The sequence below is a fragment of the Enterobacter cloacae complex sp. SYL001 genome (assembly GCF_049237025.1).
Classification (GTDB): domain Bacteria; phylum Pseudomonadota; class Gammaproteobacteria; order Enterobacterales; family Enterobacteriaceae; genus Enterobacter; species Enterobacter intestinihominis.
Genome location: NZ_JBMKJI010000001.1, coordinates 148,844 through 168,383 on the forward strand (window position 1 = coordinate 148,844; position 19,540 = coordinate 168,383).

19 protein-coding genes and 1 pseudogene are annotated in these 19,540 nt (G+C 54.4%); 14 read left to right on the forward strand and 6 right to left on the reverse strand.

The genetic code is table 11. The features are described from left to right. Positions 1–86 precede the first annotated feature (86 nt). The gene (locus tag ACOTZP_RS00685) at positions 87–677 is read left to right on the forward strand and encodes a TetR/AcrR family transcriptional regulator (protein ID WP_022648309.1); all 591 of its coding nucleotides are present in this window, start codon (positions 87–89) and stop codon (positions 675–677) included. Here the strand turns inward: ACOTZP_RS00685 and sapF are convergent. The 6 genes from sapF to pspF form a co-directional block, all read right to left on the reverse strand. Then, positions 674–1,480 carry a putrescine export ABC transporter ATP-binding protein SapF gene (sapF, locus tag ACOTZP_RS00690; RefSeq protein ID WP_003856838.1) on the reverse strand — a complete coding sequence of 269 codons (807 nt, stop codon included), beginning with the start codon at positions 1,478–1,480 and terminating at the stop codon, positions 674–676. The genes ACOTZP_RS00685 and sapF overlap by 4 nt on opposite strands. A gap of 1 nt (position 1,481) precedes the next feature. Beyond that, positions 1,482–2,474, reverse strand: coding sequence for a putrescine export ABC transporter ATP-binding protein SapD (gene sapD, locus ACOTZP_RS00695; RefSeq protein WP_003856840.1), 993 nt, complete (start codon positions 2,472–2,474; stop codon positions 1,482–1,484). Further along, positions 2,474–3,364, reverse strand: a complete 891-nt coding sequence (gene sapC / locus ACOTZP_RS00700) for a putrescine export ABC transporter permease SapC (protein WP_003856843.1) — start codon at positions 3,362–3,364, stop codon at positions 2,474–2,476. Before sapC ends, sapD begins: the two co-directional genes overlap by 1 nt. Next, positions 3,351–4,316 (reverse strand): putrescine export ABC transporter permease SapB, encoded by a 966-nt coding sequence (gene sapB, locus ACOTZP_RS00705; protein WP_022648308.1) that lies wholly within the window; start codon positions 4,314–4,316, stop codon positions 3,351–3,353. Before sapB ends, sapC begins: the two co-directional genes overlap by 14 nt. Beyond that, positions 4,313–5,953, reverse strand: a complete 1,641-nt coding sequence (sapA, locus tag ACOTZP_RS00710) for an ABC transporter substrate-binding protein SapA (RefSeq protein ID WP_022648307.1) — start codon at positions 5,951–5,953, stop codon at positions 4,313–4,315. The genes sapB and sapA overlap by 4 nt, the downstream gene beginning before the upstream one ends. Positions 5,954–6,041: 88 nt before the next feature. Continuing rightward, entirely contained in the window at positions 6,042–7,034 is a 993-nt protein-coding gene (gene pspF, locus ACOTZP_RS00715; protein WP_162882544.1) for a phage shock protein operon transcriptional activator, read from the reverse strand. 151 nt (positions 7,035–7,185) lie between these two features. Here pspF and pspA point away from each other — a divergent pair, with 151 nt between their 5' ends. The 13 genes and pseudogenes from pspA to pgmB all read left to right on the forward strand — a co-directional run bounded on the left by pspA (position 7,186) and on the right by pgmB (position 19,529). Beyond that, positions 7,186–7,854, forward strand: a complete 669-nt coding sequence (pspA, locus tag ACOTZP_RS00720; RefSeq protein ID WP_022651342.1) for a phage shock protein PspA — start codon at positions 7,186–7,188, stop codon at positions 7,852–7,854. A 49-nt stretch (positions 7,855–7,903) separates the two neighbouring features. Further along, positions 7,904–8,128, forward strand: a complete 225-nt coding sequence (gene pspB, locus ACOTZP_RS00725) for an envelope stress response membrane protein PspB (RefSeq protein WP_022648304.1) — start codon at positions 7,904–7,906, stop codon at positions 8,126–8,128. Next, on the forward strand, positions 8,128–8,487 hold the full coding sequence (gene pspC, locus ACOTZP_RS00730) for an envelope stress response membrane protein PspC (protein ID WP_006810819.1): 360 nt from the start codon (positions 8,128–8,130) through the stop codon (positions 8,485–8,487). Before pspB ends, pspC begins: the two co-directional genes overlap by 1 nt. Before the next feature lie 12 nt (positions 8,488–8,499). Next, a complete protein-coding gene (pspD, locus tag ACOTZP_RS00735) occupies positions 8,500–8,724 on the forward strand; it encodes a phage shock protein PspD (protein WP_006810818.1) in 225 nt (74 codons plus the stop codon). A 184-nt stretch (positions 8,725–8,908) separates the two neighbouring features. Continuing rightward, positions 8,909–10,606, forward strand: a complete 1,698-nt coding sequence (locus ACOTZP_RS00740; protein ID WP_032624138.1) for a sugar phosphorylase — start codon at positions 8,909–8,911, stop codon at positions 10,604–10,606. 13 nt (positions 10,607–10,619) lie between these two features. Then, positions 10,620–11,912, forward strand: a pseudogene (locus ACOTZP_RS00745) (ABC transporter substrate-binding protein). 21 nt (positions 11,913–11,933) lie between these two features. Beyond that, on the forward strand, positions 11,934–12,815 hold the full coding sequence (locus tag ACOTZP_RS00750; RefSeq protein ID WP_022648300.1) for a carbohydrate ABC transporter permease: 882 nt from the start codon (positions 11,934–11,936) through the stop codon (positions 12,813–12,815). Then, entirely contained in the window at positions 12,802–13,644 is an 843-nt protein-coding gene (locus ACOTZP_RS00755; protein ID WP_003856865.1) for a carbohydrate ABC transporter permease, read from the forward strand. Before ACOTZP_RS00750 ends, ACOTZP_RS00755 begins: the two co-directional genes overlap by 14 nt. A gap of 28 nt (positions 13,645–13,672) precedes the next feature. Then, positions 13,673–14,725, forward strand: a complete 1,053-nt coding sequence (locus ACOTZP_RS00760) for a zinc-dependent alcohol dehydrogenase (RefSeq protein WP_015570403.1) — start codon at positions 13,673–13,675, stop codon at positions 14,723–14,725. A gap of 17 nt (positions 14,726–14,742) precedes the next feature. Further along, complete coding sequence (locus ACOTZP_RS00765; protein ID WP_032624140.1) at positions 14,743–15,531, forward strand: sugar phosphate isomerase/epimerase family protein; 789 nt, start codon at positions 14,743–14,745, stop codon at positions 15,529–15,531. A gap of 11 nt (positions 15,532–15,542) precedes the next feature. Continuing rightward, on the forward strand, positions 15,543–16,601 hold the full coding sequence (locus ACOTZP_RS00770; RefSeq protein ID WP_088581801.1) for a Gfo/Idh/MocA family protein: 1,059 nt from the start codon (positions 15,543–15,545) through the stop codon (positions 16,599–16,601). Then, positions 16,595–18,874, forward strand: a complete 2,280-nt coding sequence (locus ACOTZP_RS00775; protein ID WP_271074671.1) for a glycoside hydrolase family 65 protein — start codon at positions 16,595–16,597, stop codon at positions 18,872–18,874. The genes ACOTZP_RS00770 and ACOTZP_RS00775 overlap by 7 nt, the downstream gene beginning before the upstream one ends. Then, positions 18,864–19,529, forward strand: a complete 666-nt coding sequence (pgmB, locus tag ACOTZP_RS00780; protein ID WP_022648295.1) for a beta-phosphoglucomutase — start codon at positions 18,864–18,866, stop codon at positions 19,527–19,529. The genes ACOTZP_RS00775 and pgmB overlap by 11 nt, the downstream gene beginning before the upstream one ends. Positions 19,530–19,540 lie beyond the last annotated feature (11 nt).

Consider the following 19,540-nt stretch of genomic DNA (forward strand, 5'->3'; position numbering starts at 1 on the left):
GTAACATACGCAATGTATGTAAAAAAAATGTTATTCACATACGCCGCGTATGTCAAATTAAAAATATCGCTTTTATAGGAAGTCCTATGGCTACAAAACGTCGTGCTGAAACGGCTCAGGAAAATCGCGAAAAATTGATTCATGCGGCGCGGAAGGCGTTTGCTGAGAAAGGCTTTGCTGCAGCGTCGATGGATGAACTGACGGCAAGCGTGGGGTTAACGCGCGGTGCGCTGTATCATAATTTCAGGGATAAGAAAGGGTTACTGGCGGCGGTGGTCGCGCAGATAGACAGCGAAATGGCGGGCAACGCGAAAGCCGTTGCCGCGGCCACAGACGATGATTGGGAGAGACTGCTGGCGGAAGGCATCGCCTACATCAACATGGCGCTCGTTCCGGAAGTTCAGCGTATCGTGCTTCTTGACGGTCCGGCCGTTCTGGGCGATCCGGCGCAATGGCCCAGCCAGAACAGCTGTCTTGAGTCGACCCGCCAGACCATCGAAAAATTAATCGAACGCAACGTGCTTAAAAAAATGGATGCGAAAGTCGCAGCCCATCTGTTGAACGGCGTTGCGCTGAATGCTGCCTTGATGATTGCCGCGAGTGATGAGCCGCAGAAGACGCTGCCGCATGCCATCGAGGTGTTTACTCTGCTGGCAAGCGGGTTACGCAACGGCTAACGATCTTTCCGCCACGCATCGGCCGTCAATGCTTCACCAAAGTGTCCGGCAATCAGGCGTTTTGTCAGGTCGTGGAGCGGGGAGGCCAGCACGTCAGCGGTACTGCCGCGCTCAACGACTTCACCCTGGTGCATCACCAGCACCTGATCGCTGATGTGCTTCATCATGCCCAGGTGCTGAGTCACGTAGATATACGATATCCCCTGCTTTTCCTGTAGCTCCAGCATCAGGTTGATGAGTTGCGAACGCATCGACATGTCCAGCGACGCCAGCGCTTCGTCGGCGATAATGACTTTCGGGCGCAGGATCAGCGCGCGGGCCAGTCCGAGACGCTGTTTTTGGCCCGGGGCCAGCATGTGGGGGTAATAGCTGACATGGTCGGGCAGGAGACCTACCAGACGCAGGGTTTCGACAATCCGTTTGCGACGCGCTTCCGGCTCCAGGTCGGTATTCAACCGCAGCGGGAAATCCAGGATCTGCGAAATACGCTGGCGCGGGTTTAGGGACGTTGACGGATCCTGAAAAATCATCCGAATGCGCTGGCTGCGGAAAGAGTAGTCACCAAATTCCAGAGGATGATCGTCAATCAGTATTTCACCGCCGCTTGGCTCAACCATACCCGCGAGCATTTTTGCCAGGGTCGATTTGCCCGAGCCGTTTTCACCGATAATCGCCAGCGTCTGCTTTTCGCGCAGCGTAAAGCTCAGCGGTTTAACCGCCTCGACGGTCTGACGGTGAAACAGGCCGGTGCGATAGCGAAAGGTCTTACTCAGGTTACGCACTTCCAGTAAGGTTTCGACCATTTCACTCTCTCTCCATGTTCAGCGGGAAATGACAGGCAAACAGATGATTTTTCGGCCCTGTCAGGCGCGGTGTTTCAATGCATTTACGCTGAGCATACGGGCAACGCGGACCCAGACGGCAGCCAATGGGCAGCGATTCCAGCAGCGGAATCGCGCCAGGCAGAGTATTCAGACGGCTCTTGTGTGGCATTGCGCTGCCGAAATCAGGGATCGCCCTGATCAGCGCCTGCGTGTAGGGATGATGCGGCGTCGTCACCAGGTCTTCACTTGGCGCGGTTTCTACCGTTTGTCCGCAATACATCACGTCAATTTTATCCGCCCACTTGCTCAACATTTGCAGGTCATGGCTGATCAGCAAAATGGTGGTGTTGTTATTCTGGTTCAGACGCGTGAGCAGGCGGAAAATCTGCGCCTGAGTCGTTGGCTCCATCGCGTTCGTCGGTTCGTCCGCAATCAGCAGACGCGGCTGATTGGCCAGGGCGATAGCAATCATCACTTTCTGGCATTCACCGTCGGTCAGTTCGTAGGGGAAACTGCGCATCGCGTCTTTATGGTCTTTGATTCCGACACGGTGCAACAGCTCAATGGCACGGCGTTTACGCCAGCCGAAACGCTGCCACCAGCGGCCTTTATAGGTCCAGCCGGGGATATTCTGCATCAGCTGTTTCCCGACGCGCTCGGACGGATCGAGACAGGATTGCGGCTCCTGAAAAATCATCGAGACGTTATGGCCCACCAGTTTACGGCGTTCGCGCGGGGAGAGACGCAACAGATCGATGTCGTCGAAACGCATACGGTCGGCGGTCACCCGCCAGTTGTCCTTTGCCACGCCGCAAATGGCTTTGGCGATTAGACTCTTACCGGAGCCCGATTCGCCCACCAGCCCGCGTATTTCGCCCTCTGCGAGCGTAATACTGATGCGATCCACCGCTTTAACCCAGCCTTCGCCCGTTTTAATTTCGATCGTGAGGTTGCGGATATCAAGTAACGGCATTATTGCACCCCCGCATTGATTGCGCGGCGGATCCCGTCGCCAAGCAGGTTAACGAGCAGAACGCTCACCATAATGGCCGCGCCCGGCAGCATGACCGTCCACGGCGCAACGTAAATCAGCTCCAGCGCATCGCCGAGCATTGCGCCCCATTCCGGGGAGGGGAGCTGTGCGCCCAGGTCCAGGAAGCCCAGCGCTGCGATATCAAGAATCGCCATCGACAGGGCGCGGGTGATCTCCGTCACCAGCCCGGCGGCAATGTTAGGCAGCACGGCAAACCACAAAATATTAAACGTGGTGGCACCGTCCAGACGGGCGGCGACGACATATTCTTTCTCCAGTTCGTCGTGAACCAGGCTGTAAACCGATCGCACCATGCGGGGCAGAATGGCCAGCCAGACGGCGAACATCGCATGTGTGAGGTGCGGCCCCGCGAAGGCCACGACGATAATCGCCAGCAACAGCGAAGGAATCGAGAGCAAGGTATCAAGAATATGGTTAAGCACGGCAGACCGCAGCCCGTGGGTAGAGCCGGCAAAAATGCCCAGCGCAAGGCCGCATATCGCGGCGGCAAGGGTGACCACGAACGCGCCGCCTACCGTAGGTGCGGCGCCGCTCAGTAAACGACTTAGCACGTCGCGTCCGAGATCGTCAGTCCCCAGGAAGAACGAAACCTCCCCGTAACGCGACCACGATGGCGGTAAAAGCTGATAACCAAGGAACTGCTGATCGATGCCATACGGCGCAAACCACGAACCCAAAACACACAGCAACACGAGGCCAATGCAGCCGTAAAAGCCGATCATCGCCGTGGTGTCGCCGTAGAAATTACGCCACACGGTGCGTAGCGCACCAGGCGTGCGCTTTTCGCTGTAGACGTTATCGTAAGGCATACCATTCCTTATGCTTCAACGGGTTGGCCATGGCACCCAAAATATCGGAAACAACGTTAACAATAATAACCAGCGAGCCAATCACCATCACTCCGGCGGAGATCGCAGCGTAATCCTGCTGGCGAATGGCGTTGATCATCCAGCGTCCAAGGCCCGGCCAGCTGAAAACCATCTCGGTGATCATCGCCAGCGTCAGCATGGTTGAGAATTGCAGCCCAAGCCGTGGGATTACCGGCGGCAACGCATTGTGCAGCACATGGCGACGTAGAATCGTCAGGCGAGACAGTCCGCGTGTGGCGGCGGCTTTCACATAGTTTTGATCGAAGACTTCGATAGTGCTGATGCGCATCAGGCGGATCACTTCGGTCGTCGGTGCGACGGCCAGCGTGAGCACTGGCAGCACCATATGGCGCAGGGCGCTCACGATCATTTCGTCGCGCCAGACTGAATCGGAAAGCCAGGCGTCAACGATGGCGAAGCCGCTCACCGTTTGCACGTTATATAGCAGGTCGAAACGGCCAGACACCGGAAGCCAGCCTAACGTCAGTGAGAAGAAGAGGGTAAGCAGCAGCGCCAGCCAGAAAACAGGGATGGAAAAGCCAATTAAGGCAAGCGCGCTGATGAATTTATCCTGCCATTTATTGCGATAAATTCCCGCCAGCATCCCCACCGGGATCCCCACCATGAGAGCAAAGCCAAAGGCGAGTATACACAGCTCCATGGTGGCCGGGAAAACCATCTTCAGCTGCTCAGAGATGAGCTGTCCGTTGATGCTGGACACGCCAAAATCCCAGTGCAACAGGCCGTTAAACCAGAACAGCCAGGCGTCCCAGAGGGATGAGCCCTGAAGCGGGGCGTGCGGCGTAAAGTAGCTAAGGCTAAAGCCGACAAAGGTCAGGAAGAACAGGGTGACCAGCAGTAACAGCAGCCGCCGCAAGGTAAATATAATCATGGTTTTTTCACCTCTTGTTCTTTCTCACGAGTCACGCCCGCGAAGGAGGCGTTACCAAACGGGCTGAGTACCAGCCCTTTTATATCGTAACGGTAGGCCTGAAGGCGCAGGGAAGAGGCAAGCGGCAACACGGGAAGCTCTCTGGCCAGAATATTTTGCGCTTCATCGTAGGCCTCAATGCGTGAAGCAAGCTGTTGAGATGAGAGGGCTTTTTGCAGCACAGCATCAAATTCCCGGTTACACCAGTGCGCGTAGTTGGTCTGGGAGTTGATCGCCGCACAGCTCAGCAGCGGACGGAAGAAGCTGTCCGGGTCGTTACTGTCGGTAGACCAGCCAGCCAGCGTTAAGTCGTGATTCATGTCCATCAGACGCGCCTCCTGGAAACGGCCTTCGACAGGAACGATGATCACCTTCACGCCCACCTGGGCCATATCTGCCTGCAACAGTTCGGCGGTTTTCAGCGGGCTGGGGTTCCACGCCTGAGAGCTGGTGGGTACCCACAGCTGAAGCGTCAGGTTTTCTGCCCCCAGTGCTTTAAGCTGTTCGCGCGCTTTCGCCGGATTATATTCCGTGATCTTCGCCTCGCCGTCATAGGCCCAGGAGGCGCGGGGCAGAATAGAGGCGGCGGTTTCCGCGGTGCCGTAATAAATCGACTGCATCAGACGCTGATTGTTGATCGCTAACGCCAGCGCATGGCGCACGGCCGGATTATTCAGCGGTGGCTTATCGGTGTTAAACGCCAGATAGGCGATGTTCATTCCCGGGCGTAGGGTCAGGCGCAGGCGGGGGTCGTCGCGCAAAATAGTCAACTGGCTGGCCGCAGGCCACGCAAGGACGTCGCACTCACCGGTCAGCAGTTTGGAAAGGCGGCCTGTTCCACCTGAACCCAGATCAACAATAACCTGCGGCATCAGCGGTTTGCCGCGCCAGAAATGATCGTGTCGTTGCAGGCGAATGTATTGTCCGGCGCGGTACTCAGCTAACTGGAAGGGTCCTGTGCCCACAGGCTCACGATCGAGACGTTCCTGACGATCCTTTTTCGTCAGCTGATCCGCGTATTCGGCTGACATGACGGACGCGTAGTGCGTCGCCAGGTGCCAGAGGAAGGAGGCGTCCGGGCGCGTCAGGCGAAACTCAACCGTGCGGTTATCCAGCTTACGAACGCTTTTGACCGTGTCCGCGAATTGCAGACTGTCGAAGTAGGGGAAGTTTCCGCCGTTGACGTTATGCCACGGATGGTTGCGGTTAAAGATGCGCTGGAAGGTGAAAACCACGTCATCCGCGTTGAGCTTGCGGGTTGGGGTAAACCACGGGGTGTGCTGAAAAGCCACATCATCGCGTAGACGGAAGCGGTACGTGGCGCCGTTATCAAGCACTTCCCAACTTTCAGCAAGCTCCGGAACCAGCCGATAGGTATAAGGATCGACGTCGAGCAGGCGATCGTAAATCTGTGCGGCCAGCGTATCAACAATCACGCCGCTCCCCGCCTTTTGCGGGTTAAAGGTATCAACTTGCCCGCTGACGCAATAGACGAAACCACTATCACGAATATCAGGAGGCGCAGTACGATCGGGCGCAGCAAAGGCCAGATTGCTGAACAGACCGAGTGCAAACAGGGATGATAAAACCAGGCGCATAGTTTTTAAGGTTTTTAGATTCGATCTGCAAAGTGTATCGCACTTACGCCTGCTTCGTAAAAATGTCTGGGGGTAAGTGCTGATAATGTCAGCGCATTTGATGTTTTTTGAGCAATGCCCTTAACTGATGGTAGGTCAGACCCAGCAGTTCAGCTGCCCGTTTCTGGTTATATTTCGCCTCTTTCAGGCTCCGTTCCAGCAGTTGCTGCTCCTGCTGATGCTGGAACTGGCGTAAATCGAGCGGCAACGCCGGATCATGCTGGCGCGCCGCCGGAGCAAGGGGCTGTTTAACCTCGCGCCGAAACGGATCGAGAATAATGTTGTCCAGTTCGGTCTCGCTGCTGCCATGACGGTAAACAGACCGTTCCACCACGTTTTTCAGTTCACGGATATTCCCCGGCCAGTGGTAACCGAGCAGGGTCTCGGTGGCCTGTTCGCTGAAGCCCGGAAAGAGCGGCAGGCCCAGTTCCCGGCACATCTGAATGGCAAATTGATCGGCCAGTAGCATGATATCGCTGCGCCGCTCACGCAGCGGCGGCAACTGGACGACATCGAAAGCCAGCCGGTCCAGCAGGTCGGCGCGGAATTTATCTTCTGCCACCATCGCGGGCAGATCGGCGTTAGTGGCGCACACCAGGCGAACGTTAACCTGAAGCGGCTGACTTCCGCCAACGCGTTCCAGTTCGCCATACTCAATGACGCGCAGCAGCTTTTCCTGCACCAGCATTGGCGCGGTCGCCAGCTCGTCGAGAAAGAGCGTTCCGCCGTCGGCACGTTCAAAACGACCGGGGTGCCGTTTTTGTGCGCCAGTAAACGCGCCGGCTTCATGACCGAAAAGCTCCGTGTCGAGCAAATTTTCATTCAGCGCCGCGCAGTTGAGCGAAATAAAAGGCCCGTCCCAGCGGCCAGACAGAAAGTGCAGACGGTTAGCGATAAGTTCTTTACCCGTTCCGCGCTCACCGATAATGAGCACCGGTTTATTCAGCGGCGCCAGGCGCGATACCTGCTCAAGCACTTCCAGGAAGCTGTTTGCCTCGCCAAGCAAATTGTCTTTATATTCAGCCATGATGAAATTAACCACTCCTTAGTGATATTCACCAGGTGAGAATAGCCGCTGGATGGATAAATATCAATCACACCCAGTAAAATCAATAAGATAAAAAGTTGGCATGGGATTTGTATTAACTACTCAGCAGGGCATCGCCCGATAACAGAACTATGAGGATTGAATTATGGGTATTTTTTCTCGTTTTGCCGACATCGTGAACGCCAACATCAACTCGCTGCTGGAGAAAGCAGAAGATCCGCAGAAGCTGGTGCGCCTGATGATTCAGGAGATGGAAGACACGCTGGTTGAAGTACGCTCCACCTCCGCCCGCGCGCTGGCAGAGAAGAAGCAGTTAACGCGTCGTATCGAGCAGGCGACTGCCCAGCTTAACGAGTGGCAGGAAAAAGCTGAACTGGCGCTGCGCAAAGATAAAGAAGATCTGGCCCGCGCTGCGCTGATTGAGAAGCAGAAGCTGACCGACATGGTGGCCACGCTGGAACATGAAGTGACGCTGGTGGATGATACTCTGACGCGTATGAAGAAAGAGATTGGTGAGCTTGAAAATAAACTCAGCGAAACCCGTGCACGTCAACAGGCGCTGGCGCTGCGCCACCAGGCTGCAAGTTCGTCCCGCGACGTGCGTCGCCAGCTGGACAGCGGCAAACTGGATGAAGCGATGGCGCGTTTCGAATCGTTCGAACGTCGTATCGACCACATGGAAGCGGAAGCCGAAAGCCACAGCATCGGTAAGCAGAAAACCCTGGATCAGCAGTTTGCTGACCTGAAAGCCGATGATGAAATTAGCGAGCAGCTGGCTGCGCTGAAAGCCAAAATGAAGCAAGACAACCAATAATAAATCCTGCGGCACCTGAGCGTGCCGCATCGCAAGACAAGGAGTACACATGAGCGCGCTTTTTCTGGCAATACCCCTGACAATTTTCGTGCTGTTTGTTCTGCCCATCTGGTTATGGCTGCACTACAGCAACCGCTCTTCTCGCGGGGAGCTGTCGCAAAGCGAGCAACAGCGGCTGGCGCAGCTCTCTTCTGAGGCAAACAAAATGCGCGAACGTATTCAGGCGCTGGAAGCCATCCTGGATGCGGAACACCCGAACTGGAGGGAGCGTTAATGGCTGGACTAAATCTGAATAAAAAACTGTGGCGCATCCCGCAGCAGGGCATGGTTCGGGGCGTTTGCGCCGGGCTGGCACACTATCTGGATGTCCCGGTAAAACTGGTACGTGTGGTCACTGTATTGTCGATTTTCTTTGGCCTGGCCTTTATTACACTGGTGGCTTACATCATTCTGTCGTTTGTACTTGATCCGATGCCGGAAGGTGAGCTGGATGCGGAAAACACGCCAACCAGCAGCGATCTTCTTAACGCGGTGGATGAACAGCTGAGCGCAGGGGAGAAGCGATTGCGCGAGATGGAACGTTATGTCACCTCCGATACCTTTACGCTGAGAAGTCGTTTCCGTCAGCTTTAAGAGAGAACTTACATGAAACAAAACTGGCAACAGGCCGGTCAGAAGGTAAAACCCGGCCTGAAAATCGCAGGTAAACTGGTTCTGATGACGGCGTTACGTTATGGTCCGGCTGGTGTGGCGGGCTGGGCGATCAAGTCTGTTGCCCGTAAGCCGGTCAGAATGTTGCTGGCGGTCGCCCTGGAGCCGCTGTTACAAAAACTGGCAAAACGCGTTTCACGTCGCTACTTTTCACGCTAATCCCGCTCATATAAGCCCTTTCTCGCGCTGAGAGAGGGCATGAATTCCCCCTCTGCTTTTTCTCTTTCTTTGCGGCAGCTCACATTACTGCGTTGCGCTGCTTTGAGAATGCCTTTTTCAGCCCCCAGGTCCGTTGACAGATATTTTTCATGGGAGTAGATTGCCACTCCGTGGGACCGCTACCATGGAAAATAATGTGAACGCAAAAATTAAATACCTTATCAATCATATTTACGGTGAATCATTTTCAGATGCACACCTTGACGTGTTATTAACTAAGCTTCAACAGGCGGCGGTTAATATTACGGAGAAGCGTAAGTCAGGCTGGGATGAAAAAGATGTTGTTCTGATTACCTATGCCGATCAGATCTCCGCGAAAGGGGAGAAAGCATTGCCGGTATTTACCCGGTTCTATAATGAGTGGCTTTCTCGTACTTTTTCTCATGTCCATCTTTTACCTTTCTATCCTTGGTCATCAGATGATGGTTTTTCCGTTATTGATTATCATACCGTTGCACCTGAAACGGGAAACTGGCGCGATGTCGCGGAATTAAAACAGTCAGCCAGCTTAATGTTTGATTTCGTTTGCAATCATATGTCAGCGAAAAGCGAATGGTTTGAGAATTATCTGGCGCAGAAGCCTGGTTATGAAGATTTCTTTATTTCTGTCGACCCGGAAACCGATTTATCCGCGGTGACGCGCCCACGCGCTTTACCGCTGTTGACGCCGTTTACGCTTAATGATGGCAGCGTTCGTCATTTATGGACTACATTCAGCGATGACCAGATCGATCTCAATTTCGCCTCGCCGCAGGTACTGATTGCAATGGTTGACGTTCTGCTCCATTACCTCATGGAAGGGGCGCGTTATATTCGTCTGGATGCGGTCGGGTTTATGTGGAAAATCCCGGGAACAACCTGCATCCATCTGGAACAAACCCATTGCCTTATTCAGCTGTTCCGCGCCATTACGGACGCCGTGGCACCTGGAACGGTGATCATTACTGAGACAAATGTTCCGCACAAAGACAACATCTCTTACTTCGGTGATGGTGAAAACGAAGCCCAGATGGTCTATCAGTTTTCCTTACCTCCGCTGGTGCTGCATGCCGTTCATCGTCAGGATGTGAAAGCACTTCGCCAATGGGCGGGGTCGCTGGCACTGCCTTCTTCACACACTACATGGTTTAATTTCCTGGCCTCGCATGATGGTATCGGTTTGAATCCGCTGCGCGGCATTCTTCCGGAATCAGAGATCCTCTCGTTGGTCGAAAATCTTCAGCAGGAAGGCGCGCTGGTCAACTGGAAAAATAATCCTGACGGAACGCGAAGCCCTTATGAAATTAATGTCACCTATCTTGATGCGTTAAGTTTACAAGACAGTTCAGATGAGGAACGTATTGCACGGTTCCTCCTCGCGCATGCTGTGTTGTTAAGTTTCCCAGGCGTCCCGGCTGTTTATATTCAGAGCATTCTTGGTTCGCGGAACGATTATGAAGGCGTCGAACACCTCGGATATAACCGCGCGATTAACCGGAAAAAATACACGGCGGGGCAGCTTGATAGCGAACTGAATAATAAGAAGAGTATTCGTTATCAAATTTATTCTCGTTTGAGTGAGCTTATCGCTATTCGTCGCGGCGAGAGGGCGTTCCATCCGGATAGTCAGGCTGCTTTCGACGCAGTGGGTAAACAAATTCTTAAAATTATTCGTGTTGCTGAAAATGGCGAGCGAATTACAGCATTATTTAATTTTAGCAATAAAATGCAGACCGTTTATGAACAAACGCTTTCTGGTAAGGAGTTATTATCAGGACAGGATATTAGCGGTACGGAGCTGATCCTCAATCCATGGCAGGTAATGTGGATTAAAGAAAACTAAAAAGGACTCTAAAATGAAAATGCCAAAAATTGTGCTGTTATCAGCACTGGTTTCGTGCGCCCTGTTATCAGGCTGTAAGGACGATAAAGCATCTCAGGTCACCATTGAGTTTATGCACTCGTCGGTAGAACAGGAGCGTCAGGCCGTTATCACGAAATTGATTGAAAAATTCGAGAAAGAGAACCCGTCGATTACGGTGAAGCAGGTACCCGTTGAAGAAGATGCCTACAACACCAAGGTAATTACCCTGGCTCGTACCGGTGCGCTGCCGGAGGTGATTGAGATCAGCCATGACTACGCCAAAGTCATGGATAAAGAGCAGCTACTGGATCGTGACGCCATCGGCCGCGCCATCAAGGCGGTGGGCGAGGAGACATTTTACGACGGCATTTTACGCGTGGTTCGCACGGAAGATGGCAACGCATGGACGGGGGTGCCGGTTAGCGCCTGGCTGTCCGGCGTCTGGTATCACAAAGATGCGCTCGCGGCAGCGGGGATCGAGGAACCGCACAACTGGGAACAACTGCTGAAAGCCAGTCAGGCGCTCAACGATCCGGCTAAAAAACATTACGGTATCGCGCTTCCAACCGCAGAAAGCGTCATGACGGAGCAGGCTTTCTCGCAGTTTGCTTTGTCTGGAGGGGCTAACGTCTTTGATGCAAACGGCAGCGTGAAAATCGATACCCCTGAGATGTCGAAAGCGCTGGAGTTTTATAGGGCACTGGCCGCGAACACCATGCCGGGCTCGAATGATGTCATGGAGATCAAAGACGCCTTCATGAACGGTTCTGCGCCTATGGCCGTTTACTCTACCTATATCCTGCCCGCGGTCTTCAAAGATGGCAATCCGGCCAACCTGGGGTTCGTGGTCCCGACGGAAAAATCATCAGCCGTGTACGGCATGATCACTTCGTTGACGATCACTACCGGCCAGACCGAAGAGGAAACGCAGGCCGCCGAGAAATTTGTCACCTGGATGGAGTAGGCTCAGAACGCCTCTGATTGGGTCATGATGTCTCCGGGCGCCGCGCTACCGGTCAATAAACTCGTAGTGGGCACAGATTCCTGGAAAAACAACGACGTTATCAAGGCCTTTGGTCAACTGCCTTACGAGCTGATTGCGCAGTTCCCGAACGTCCAGGTGTTTGGTGCCGTGGGCGACAAGAACTTTACCCGCATGGGAGATGTTACCGGGTCCGGCATTATCAGTTCCATGGTGCATAACGTGACGGTGGGACAAAAAGATCTCAATGCGACGTTAAGCAACAGCCAGAAGAAACTGACTGACCTGATATCACAACGATAGGAGCGCTTTGCGAAGGGAATTATGAAGACGTTGTTTTCTGGTCGTTCAGATATGCCTTTCGCCATGCTGCTGTTGGCCCCCAGCCTGATTTTGCTGGGGGGCCTGGTGGCCTGGCCAATGATTTCTAACATTGAAATCAGTTTTTTACGTTTACCGCTGAATCCGCGTATTGATGCGGTGTTCGTCGGTCTGGATAACTACATTCGCATCCTGGGCGATGCTGCGTTCTGGCACTCCCTGTGGATGACGTTCTGGTATACGGCGCTGGTGGTGATCGGCAGCACCGGACTGGGGCTGGCCGTAGCGATCTTCTTTAACCGTGAATTCCGCATGCGGAAAACGGCACGTTCACTGGTGATACTGTCCTATGTGACGCCGTCTATTTCACTGGTATTTGCCTGGAAATACATGTTCAACAACGGCTACGGAATTGTGAACTATCTTGGCGTTGATCTGCTGCATCTCTACGATCAGGCGCCGCTGTGGTTCGATAACCCTGGCAGCAGTTTTGTCCTGGTCGTGCTGTTCGCCATCTGGCGTTACTTCCCGTATGCCTTTATCTCGTTCCTCGCGATTCTACAGACCATTGATAAATCCTTGTACGAAGCGGCAGAGATGGACGGGGCGAATGCCTGGCAGCGTTTTCGTATCGTGACGTTGCCCGCCATCATGCCGGTGCTGGCCACGGTGGTCACGCTGCGCACCATCTGGATGTTCTACATGTTTGCGGATGTTTATCTGCTCACCACCAAGGTCGACATTCTGGGCGTATATCTCTACAAAACCGCCTTTGCGTTCAATGACCTGGGTAAAGCAGCCGCCATTTCCGTTGTGCTGTTTGTGATCATATTCGCTGTCATTCTGCTGACCAGAAAAAGGGTAAACCTCAATGGCAACAAATAAACGCGTTCTGGGCCGTATCGGTTTTTATCTGGGACTGGCGGTATTCCTGATTATCACGCTGTTTCCGTTTTTTGTGATGCTGATGACATCGTTCAAAAGCGCGAAAGAGGCGATCTCACTGCACCCGACTATCCTGCCGCAGGAGTGGACGTTACAGCACTACATCGACATCTTTAACCCGCTGATTTTCCCGTTTGTGGATTATTTCCGTAACAGCATGGTGGTGTCGCTGACCTCCTCGGTCATTGCGGTGTTTCTCGGTACGCTGGGCGCTTATGCGTTATCCAAACTGCGCTTTAAAGGGCGCACGACGATCAATGCGAGCTTCTACACCGTCTATATGTTCTCCGGGATCCTGCTGGTAGTGCCGCTGTTCAAAATCATCACCGCGCTCGGCATTTATGACACCGAGCTGGCGCTGATCATCACCATGGTGACGCAGACGTTGCCGACTGCGGTCTTTATGCTGCGCAGCTATTTCGACACTATCCCGGATGAGATAGAAGAAGCCGCGATGATGGACGGCCTGAACCGCCTGCAAATCATCTTCCGCATCACCGTGCCGCTGGCGATCTCGGGTCTGGTGTCAGTCTTCGTTTACTGCTTCATGGTGGCGTGGAATGACTACCTGTTCGCCTCCATTTTCCTGTCCAGCGCCAGCAACTTCACGTTGCCGGTGGGGCTGAACACGCTCTTCAGTACGCCAGATTACATCTGGGGTCGCATGATGGCGGCATCGCTGGTGACCGCACTGCCCGTTGTCATTATGTATGCCCTGTCTGAACGTTTTATTAAAAGTGGTTTGACCGCCGGCGGCGTAAAGGGCTGAGGCGGCCGATTTTAACAAGGAGTGAGTCATGAAAAAATTAGTTGCGACAGCGCCTCGTGTAGCGGCGCTGGTGGAATACGAAGATCGTCCTGTTGCAGCACATGAAGTGAAGATTCGTGCCCGTTATGGCGCCCCGAAACACGGCACCGAAGTTGTGGATTTCCGCGCGGCAAGCCCGTTCATTGATGAAGAGTTTAACGCCGAGTGGCAGATGTTTACCCCACGTGAAGAGGGGGCAGCACGCGGCATCGAATTTGGTAAATTCCAGCTGGGAAACATGATCGTCGGCGACATCATCGAATGTGGTGCGGACGTAACGGAATACCAGATCGGCGACAGCGTTTGCTGCTACGGTCCATTGCAGGAAACGGTCATCGTCAACGCGGTGAACAACTATAAGCTGCGCAAAATGCCGCAGGGCGCATCCTGGAAAAACGCCGTTTGTTACGATCCGGCTCAGTTCGCCATGAGCGGCGTGCGTGATGCTAACGTCCGCGTAGGGGATTTCGTTGTAGTTGTCGGGCTGGGCGCTATTGGCCAGATTGCGATTCAGCTGGCGAAAAAAGCTGGCGCGTCAGTGGTTATTGGTGTCGATCCTATTGAACATCGCTGTGAGATCGCCCGCCGTCACGGTGCAGACCACTGCCTGAACCCAATCGGTACCGATGTCGGTCTTGAAATTAAGAAACTGACCGGCAAGCAGGGCGCGGATGTGATCATCGAAACCAGCGGCTTTGCAGATGCGCTGCAATCTGCGCTGCGCGGACTCGCCTACGGCGGCACGATCTCTTACGTGGCTTTCGCCAAACCTTTTGCGGCAGGCTTCAACCTGGGCCGCGAAGCACACTTCAACAACGCGAAGATTGTCTTCTCCCGCGCATGCAGTGAACCCAACCCGGATTATCCACGCTGGAGTCGCAAGCGTATTGAAGAGACCTGCTGGGAATTGCTGATGAACGGTTATCTCAATTGTGAAGATCTGATCGACCCGGTCGTCACCTTCACCACCAGCCCGGAAAGCTACATGAAGTATGTCGATCAGCACCCGGAACTCAGTATCAAAATGGGCGTTACTTTTTAAGCTAAGGACAGCAAATCATGAAAATCGCAACACAAAACCAGGCCTTTTTCCCGTCCACTATCATGGAAAAATTCAAATACATCAAAGCGATGGGATTTGATGGCTACGAAATAGATGGCCGGCTGCTGGTTGAACATCTCGACGAAGTGAAAGCCGCTATCAAAGCCACCGGTCTGCCGGTTACGACGGCGTGTGGCGGATACGATGGCTGGATCGGGGATTTCATCGAAGAACGCCGCCTGAACGGTCTCCAGCAGATTGAACGCATTCTGGAAGCGCTGGCAGAAGTGGGCGGCAAAGGGATTATCGTCCCGGCTGCCTGGGGGATGTTTACCTTCCGTCTGCCGCCAATGACTTCGCCACGTAGCCTGGATGGCGATCGCAAAGCGGTCAGCGCTTCCCTGCGCTGGCTGGATGAGGTAGCAGCGCGCACCGGTACTACCGTCTACCTGGAGCCGCTGAACCGCTATCAGGATCATATGATCAACACCCTGGCCGACGCGCGTCGTTATATCGAAGAGAACGGCCTGAAGCACGTGCAGATCATCGGTGATTTCTACCACATGAACATTGAAGAAGACTCACTGACGGAAGCGCTGCATCACAACCGCGACCTGCTGGGTCATGTGCACATTGCTGATAACCACCGCTATCAGCCGGGCAGCGGCAGCCTCGATTTCGCCAGCCTGTTCGGTCAGCTGCGTGCTGATAACTATCAGGGTTATGTGGTGTACGAGTGCCGGGTTCGTGCCGACGATCCGGCTCAAGCCTATCAGGACTCACTCAATTACCTGCGTGAATGCTAAGGATGACGAGCGTGATGAGTGCTTCTACACCTTTGCCTCTGCGCGTCGCCATCATTGGCGCCGGGCAGGTTGCAGACAAAGTGCATGCCTCGTATTACGCCACGCGCAGTGATGTTCAAATGGTGGCTGTCATGGACAGCCGCCTTGAGCAGGCACAGGCGTTCGCGGAACGTTATGCCATTCCATCGGCATGGCAGGACGCTCACGAGATGTTGCAGAAAGTAAAACCGGATGTGGTGAGCGTCTGTTCGCCTAACCGGTTCCATTTTGAACATGTGATGGCGGCTCTCGAAGCGGGTTGCCATGTGATGTGTGAAAAGCCGCCGGCAATGACGCCGGAACAGGCCGACCAGATGCGCATCGCGGCGCGCAAGGCAGGAAAAGTCCTTGCGTATGATTTTCATCATCGCTTTGCCCTGGACACCCAGCTCCTGCGCGATGCGGTAATGAACGGCACACTCGGTGAAATTTACTTCACTTCCGCGCAGGCGCTGCGTCGCTGCGGTGTGCCGGGGTGGGGCGTTTTCACCAATAAATCGCTCCAGGGTGGCGGGCCGCTTATCGATATCGGCATTCATATGCTGGATGCTGCGATGTACGTGTTGGGCTTCCCGGCTGTGAAGCGGGTAACCGCACACAGCTTCCAGAGACTGGGGAACCGGAAACACACCGGTCAGTTTGGCGAATGGGATCCTACGCAGTTTACCGTGGAAGATGCCCTGTTTGGCACGATTGAATTCTGCAACGGCGGCGTTCTGCGTCTGGACACCTCCTTTGCGCTTAACATCCGCGAGCAGTCCATCATGAACGTCTCTTTCTGCGGTGATAAGGCAGGCGCAACGCTGTTCCCGGCGCATATCTATAACGACGAAGCCGGTGTTTTAGAAACCCTTATCCATCGTGAAGAGGCGGACGATCAGCGCCATCTGCGCAGTATGGATGCCTTCGTGCGTCATGTGCTGGGAGAGCACGTTATGATCGCTGACGCAGAACAGGGTCTGGTTATACAACAGCTTGTTGCCGCGCTTTATGAATCAGCAGAAACAGGGGAAAGCGTGACATTATGCTGAACGTGTCTGTATTAAACGATCCGGGCTTTTGTCCTCACAGCCTGAACAAATATGCCTCTGTCATGACATGCGGGAATGGCTACATGGGCATTCGCGCTACGCATGAAGAAGATTACACCCAGCAGACCAGAGGCATGTATCTCGCGGGGCTTTATCATTGCGCGGGTCGCAACGAGACTACAGAGCTGGTCAATCTGCCGGATATCACCGGTATTGATGTTGAGCTTGATGGCGTCAATTTCACGCTCCTGTCAGGCGAAATTCTTGAATGGCAGCGCGAGCTGGCCTTTGCTAACGGCGAACTGCATCGCAACGTTGTCTGGCGTGCACCCGACGGGAAACGTTATCGGCTGGAGAGCCGTCGTTTTGTTTCGCTGGACCAGTTGCCCTTAGTGGCAATGCAGTTCTCGATCACACCGCTTGATGGCGACGCTCAGGCCGTGCTGAAAACCGGCATAGATGCGACACAAACGAACAGCGGCAGACAGCATCTGGATGAAATCTCGGTCAGGATCTTTGACCAGCACTACATGCAGGGCGTGTATGAAACGCAGGACCATGCATCTGAGGTTGTGGTTTCGGCGTTTTGCCAGCTCTCGACGAAGAGCGACAGCTGTTTCACCGCCAAAAACCGCCGTCTCAGCGTGCATCATTCGCTGACGATTGCTCGAGGTGACACTGTCACGCTTGAGAAGATCGTCTGGGTGGCTCATCGTAGCGAGAAAGCGCTGTCGCAGGAGTCATTCGCGCGCAACGCGCTGGCCGATCTTAAAGTCTGTGCGGCAAGAGGTTATGAGGCGGTGCTTGAAAGCTCAGCGTATGCCTGGAAAGATGTCTGGCGCGACGCACGTGTGGAAGTGACTTCCACAGAGCAACAGGATCAGCTGGCGCTGGATTACGCCGTCTGGCATCTGACGACAATGACGCCTGCTCATGATGAGCGAAGCAGTATTGCGGCGAAAGGGCTGACGGGTGAGGGGTACAAGGGGCACGTCTTCTGGGATACCGAAATTTTCCTGCTGCCGTTCCATCTGTTTACCCGCCCGCAGATTGCCCGCAGCCTGCTACGCTATCGTTGGCTTAATCTGGCAGGCGCACGGGAAAAAGCGCGCCGTAACGGTTGGCCGGGTGCATTGTTCCCGTGGGAAAGTGCGGCCAGCGGACAGGAAGAGACGCCAGAATTCGCGGCAATCAACATCCGCACCGGGGTTCGCCAGAAGGTGGCTTCCGCACTCGCTGAACATCACATCGTAGCTGATATCGCCTGGGCCGTGGTCGCTTACTGGCAGGCAACACACGACGATGCCTTTATGCGCAATGAGGGGCTGACGCTACTGATGGAAACCGCTTCGTTCTGGATGGGACGCGCGACGGAAATCAATGGTCGTCTTGAGATCCATGACGTGATCGGACCGGATGAATACACCGAGCATGTCAACAACAACGCCTACACCAACTATCTGGCCTGGCACAACGTTGCCTGCGCGCGTCAGTTTATGGCGATGTTTGGCCGTGAAGATGCGCGTTTTACGGAGAATGCCGGGAAGTTCCTGGCGCGCCTGTGGCTGCCAGAGGCCGACGCAGACGGTGTGATCCCGCAGGATGATACCTTCATGGCAAAACCTGCCATCGATCTGAGCCGCTATAAAGCCAAAGCGGGTAAGCAAACCATTCTGCTTGATTACTCTCGCGCGGAAGTGAACGAGATGCAGATCCTGAAGCAGGCCGATGTGGTGATGCTTAACTACCTGCTGCCGGAACGGTTTACGCCGCAGCAATGTGCCGCCAATCTGGCGTTCTACGAGCCACGCACGATCCATGATTCATCCCTGAGTAAAGCCATTCACGGCATTGTGCTCGCACGCTGCGGTGACACCGAGGGGGCGTATGCCTTCTGGCGTGACGGTATCGCCATCGACCTGGGGGACGACCCACACAGCAGTGATGACGGTATTCATGCCGCCGCCACCGGTGCGATCTGGTTGGGCGCTATTCAGGGGTTTGCTGGCCTGCACATTAGCGAAGGGGAGCTGCATCTTTCACCGAAACTGCCTGTTCACTGGCAGAAACTCGCATTCCCGCTGCGGTGGCGGGACGCAACAATGTACATTACCTGTGAAGATGACCAGTTAACCATTGAGACTACCGCACCTGTCACGTTGACGCTGTGGGGTAAAACGCTGCACGTATCAGGGCGAAAGGTCTGCGCGCATAAGGACTTTCTTGCACCTGTTAATGGGACCGCTACCACGGAGGGGCGCCATGACGCTTAACGCTGTTGTATTCGATCTGGACGGGGTGATCACCGATACCGCGCATCTTCACTTTCTGGCCTGGCGCGCCGTGGCGGAGGAGATCGGTATTACCTTCGATGAAGTATTTAACGAACAGCTGAAGGGAATAAGCCGTATGGACTCCCTCCAGCGCATTCTGAAACATGGCGGGAAAGAGGGGATGTTTAGTGACGAGCAGCGCCTGGCGCTGGCAACGAAAAAAAACGCGCTTTACGTCCAGTCGCTGGCATCACTGACGCAGGATTCGCTGCTCCCGGGTATTCGCGACGTGCTGGCGGATATTCGCGCCGCGAAGGTCAAAATTGGGCTGGCATCCGTATCGCTTAATGCCCCTGGGATTTTGCACGCGTTGGGTATTCATCAGGCTTTCGATTTTTGCGCCGATGCTTCGCGCATTTGCCGCTCAAAGCCGGACCCGGAGATCTTCCTTGCAGCCTGTAAAGGACTGAACGTGCGTCCTGAAGAGGCCATTGGTATCGAAGATGCCGCCGCAGGGGTAGATGCGATCAACGCCGCAGGAATGCTGTCGGTCGGAATTGGGCCTGGCCTGAACCATGCGGGATTACAACTTCATTCAACGCAGGAACTGACCTGGGAACGCCTGACGGCGTTCTGGGCATCCCGGGCGTATTGATAAGGAATTAA

What these genes read in the sequence shown, in the direction of transcription:
- pspB (WP_022648304.1), top strand. Translation starts at nt 7,904, where the DNA reads ATGAGCGCGCTTTTTCTGGCAATACCCCTGACAATTTTCGTGCTGTTT.
- pgmB (WP_022648295.1), top strand. Translation starts at nt 18,864, where the DNA reads ATGACGCTTAACGCTGTTGTATTCGATCTGGACGGGGTGATCACCGAT.
- pspC (WP_006810819.1), top strand. Translation starts at nt 8,128, where the DNA reads ATGGCTGGACTAAATCTGAATAAAAAACTGTGGCGCATCCCGCAGCAG.
- ACOTZP_RS00765 (WP_032624140.1), top strand. Translation starts at nt 14,743, where the DNA reads ATGAAAATCGCAACACAAAACCAGGCCTTTTTCCCGTCCACTATCATG.
- pspA (WP_022651342.1), top strand. Translation starts at nt 7,186, where the DNA reads ATGGGTATTTTTTCTCGTTTTGCCGACATCGTGAACGCCAACATCAAC.
- ACOTZP_RS00740 (WP_032624138.1), top strand. Translation starts at nt 8,909, where the DNA reads ATGGAAAATAATGTGAACGCAAAAATTAAATACCTTATCAATCATATT.
- sapD (WP_003856840.1), bottom strand. Translation starts at nt 2,474, where the DNA reads ATGCCGTTACTTGATATCCGCAACCTCACGATCGAAATTAAAACGGGC.
- sapA (WP_022648307.1), bottom strand. Translation starts at nt 5,953, where the DNA reads ATGCGCCTGGTTTTATCATCCCTGTTTGCACTCGGTCTGTTCAGCAAT.
- sapB (WP_022648308.1), bottom strand. Translation starts at nt 4,316, where the DNA reads ATGATTATATTTACCTTGCGGCGGCTGCTGTTACTGCTGGTCACCCTG.
- sapC (WP_003856843.1), bottom strand. Translation starts at nt 3,364, where the DNA reads ATGCCTTACGATAACGTCTACAGCGAAAAGCGCACGCCTGGTGCGCTA.
- ACOTZP_RS00755 (WP_003856865.1), top strand. Translation starts at nt 12,802, where the DNA reads ATGGCAACAAATAAACGCGTTCTGGGCCGTATCGGTTTTTATCTGGGA.
- sapF (WP_003856838.1), bottom strand. Translation starts at nt 1,480, where the DNA reads ATGGTCGAAACCTTACTGGAAGTGCGTAACCTGAGTAAGACCTTTCGC.
- ACOTZP_RS00760 (WP_015570403.1), top strand. Translation starts at nt 13,673, where the DNA reads ATGAAAAAATTAGTTGCGACAGCGCCTCGTGTAGCGGCGCTGGTGGAA.
- pspD (WP_006810818.1), top strand. Translation starts at nt 8,500, where the DNA reads ATGAAACAAAACTGGCAACAGGCCGGTCAGAAGGTAAAACCCGGCCTG.
- ACOTZP_RS00775 (WP_271074671.1), top strand. Translation starts at nt 16,595, where the DNA reads ATGCTGAACGTGTCTGTATTAAACGATCCGGGCTTTTGTCCTCACAGC.
- ACOTZP_RS00685 (WP_022648309.1), top strand. Translation starts at nt 87, where the DNA reads ATGGCTACAAAACGTCGTGCTGAAACGGCTCAGGAAAATCGCGAAAAA.
- ACOTZP_RS00750 (WP_022648300.1), top strand. Translation starts at nt 11,934, where the DNA reads ATGAAGACGTTGTTTTCTGGTCGTTCAGATATGCCTTTCGCCATGCTG.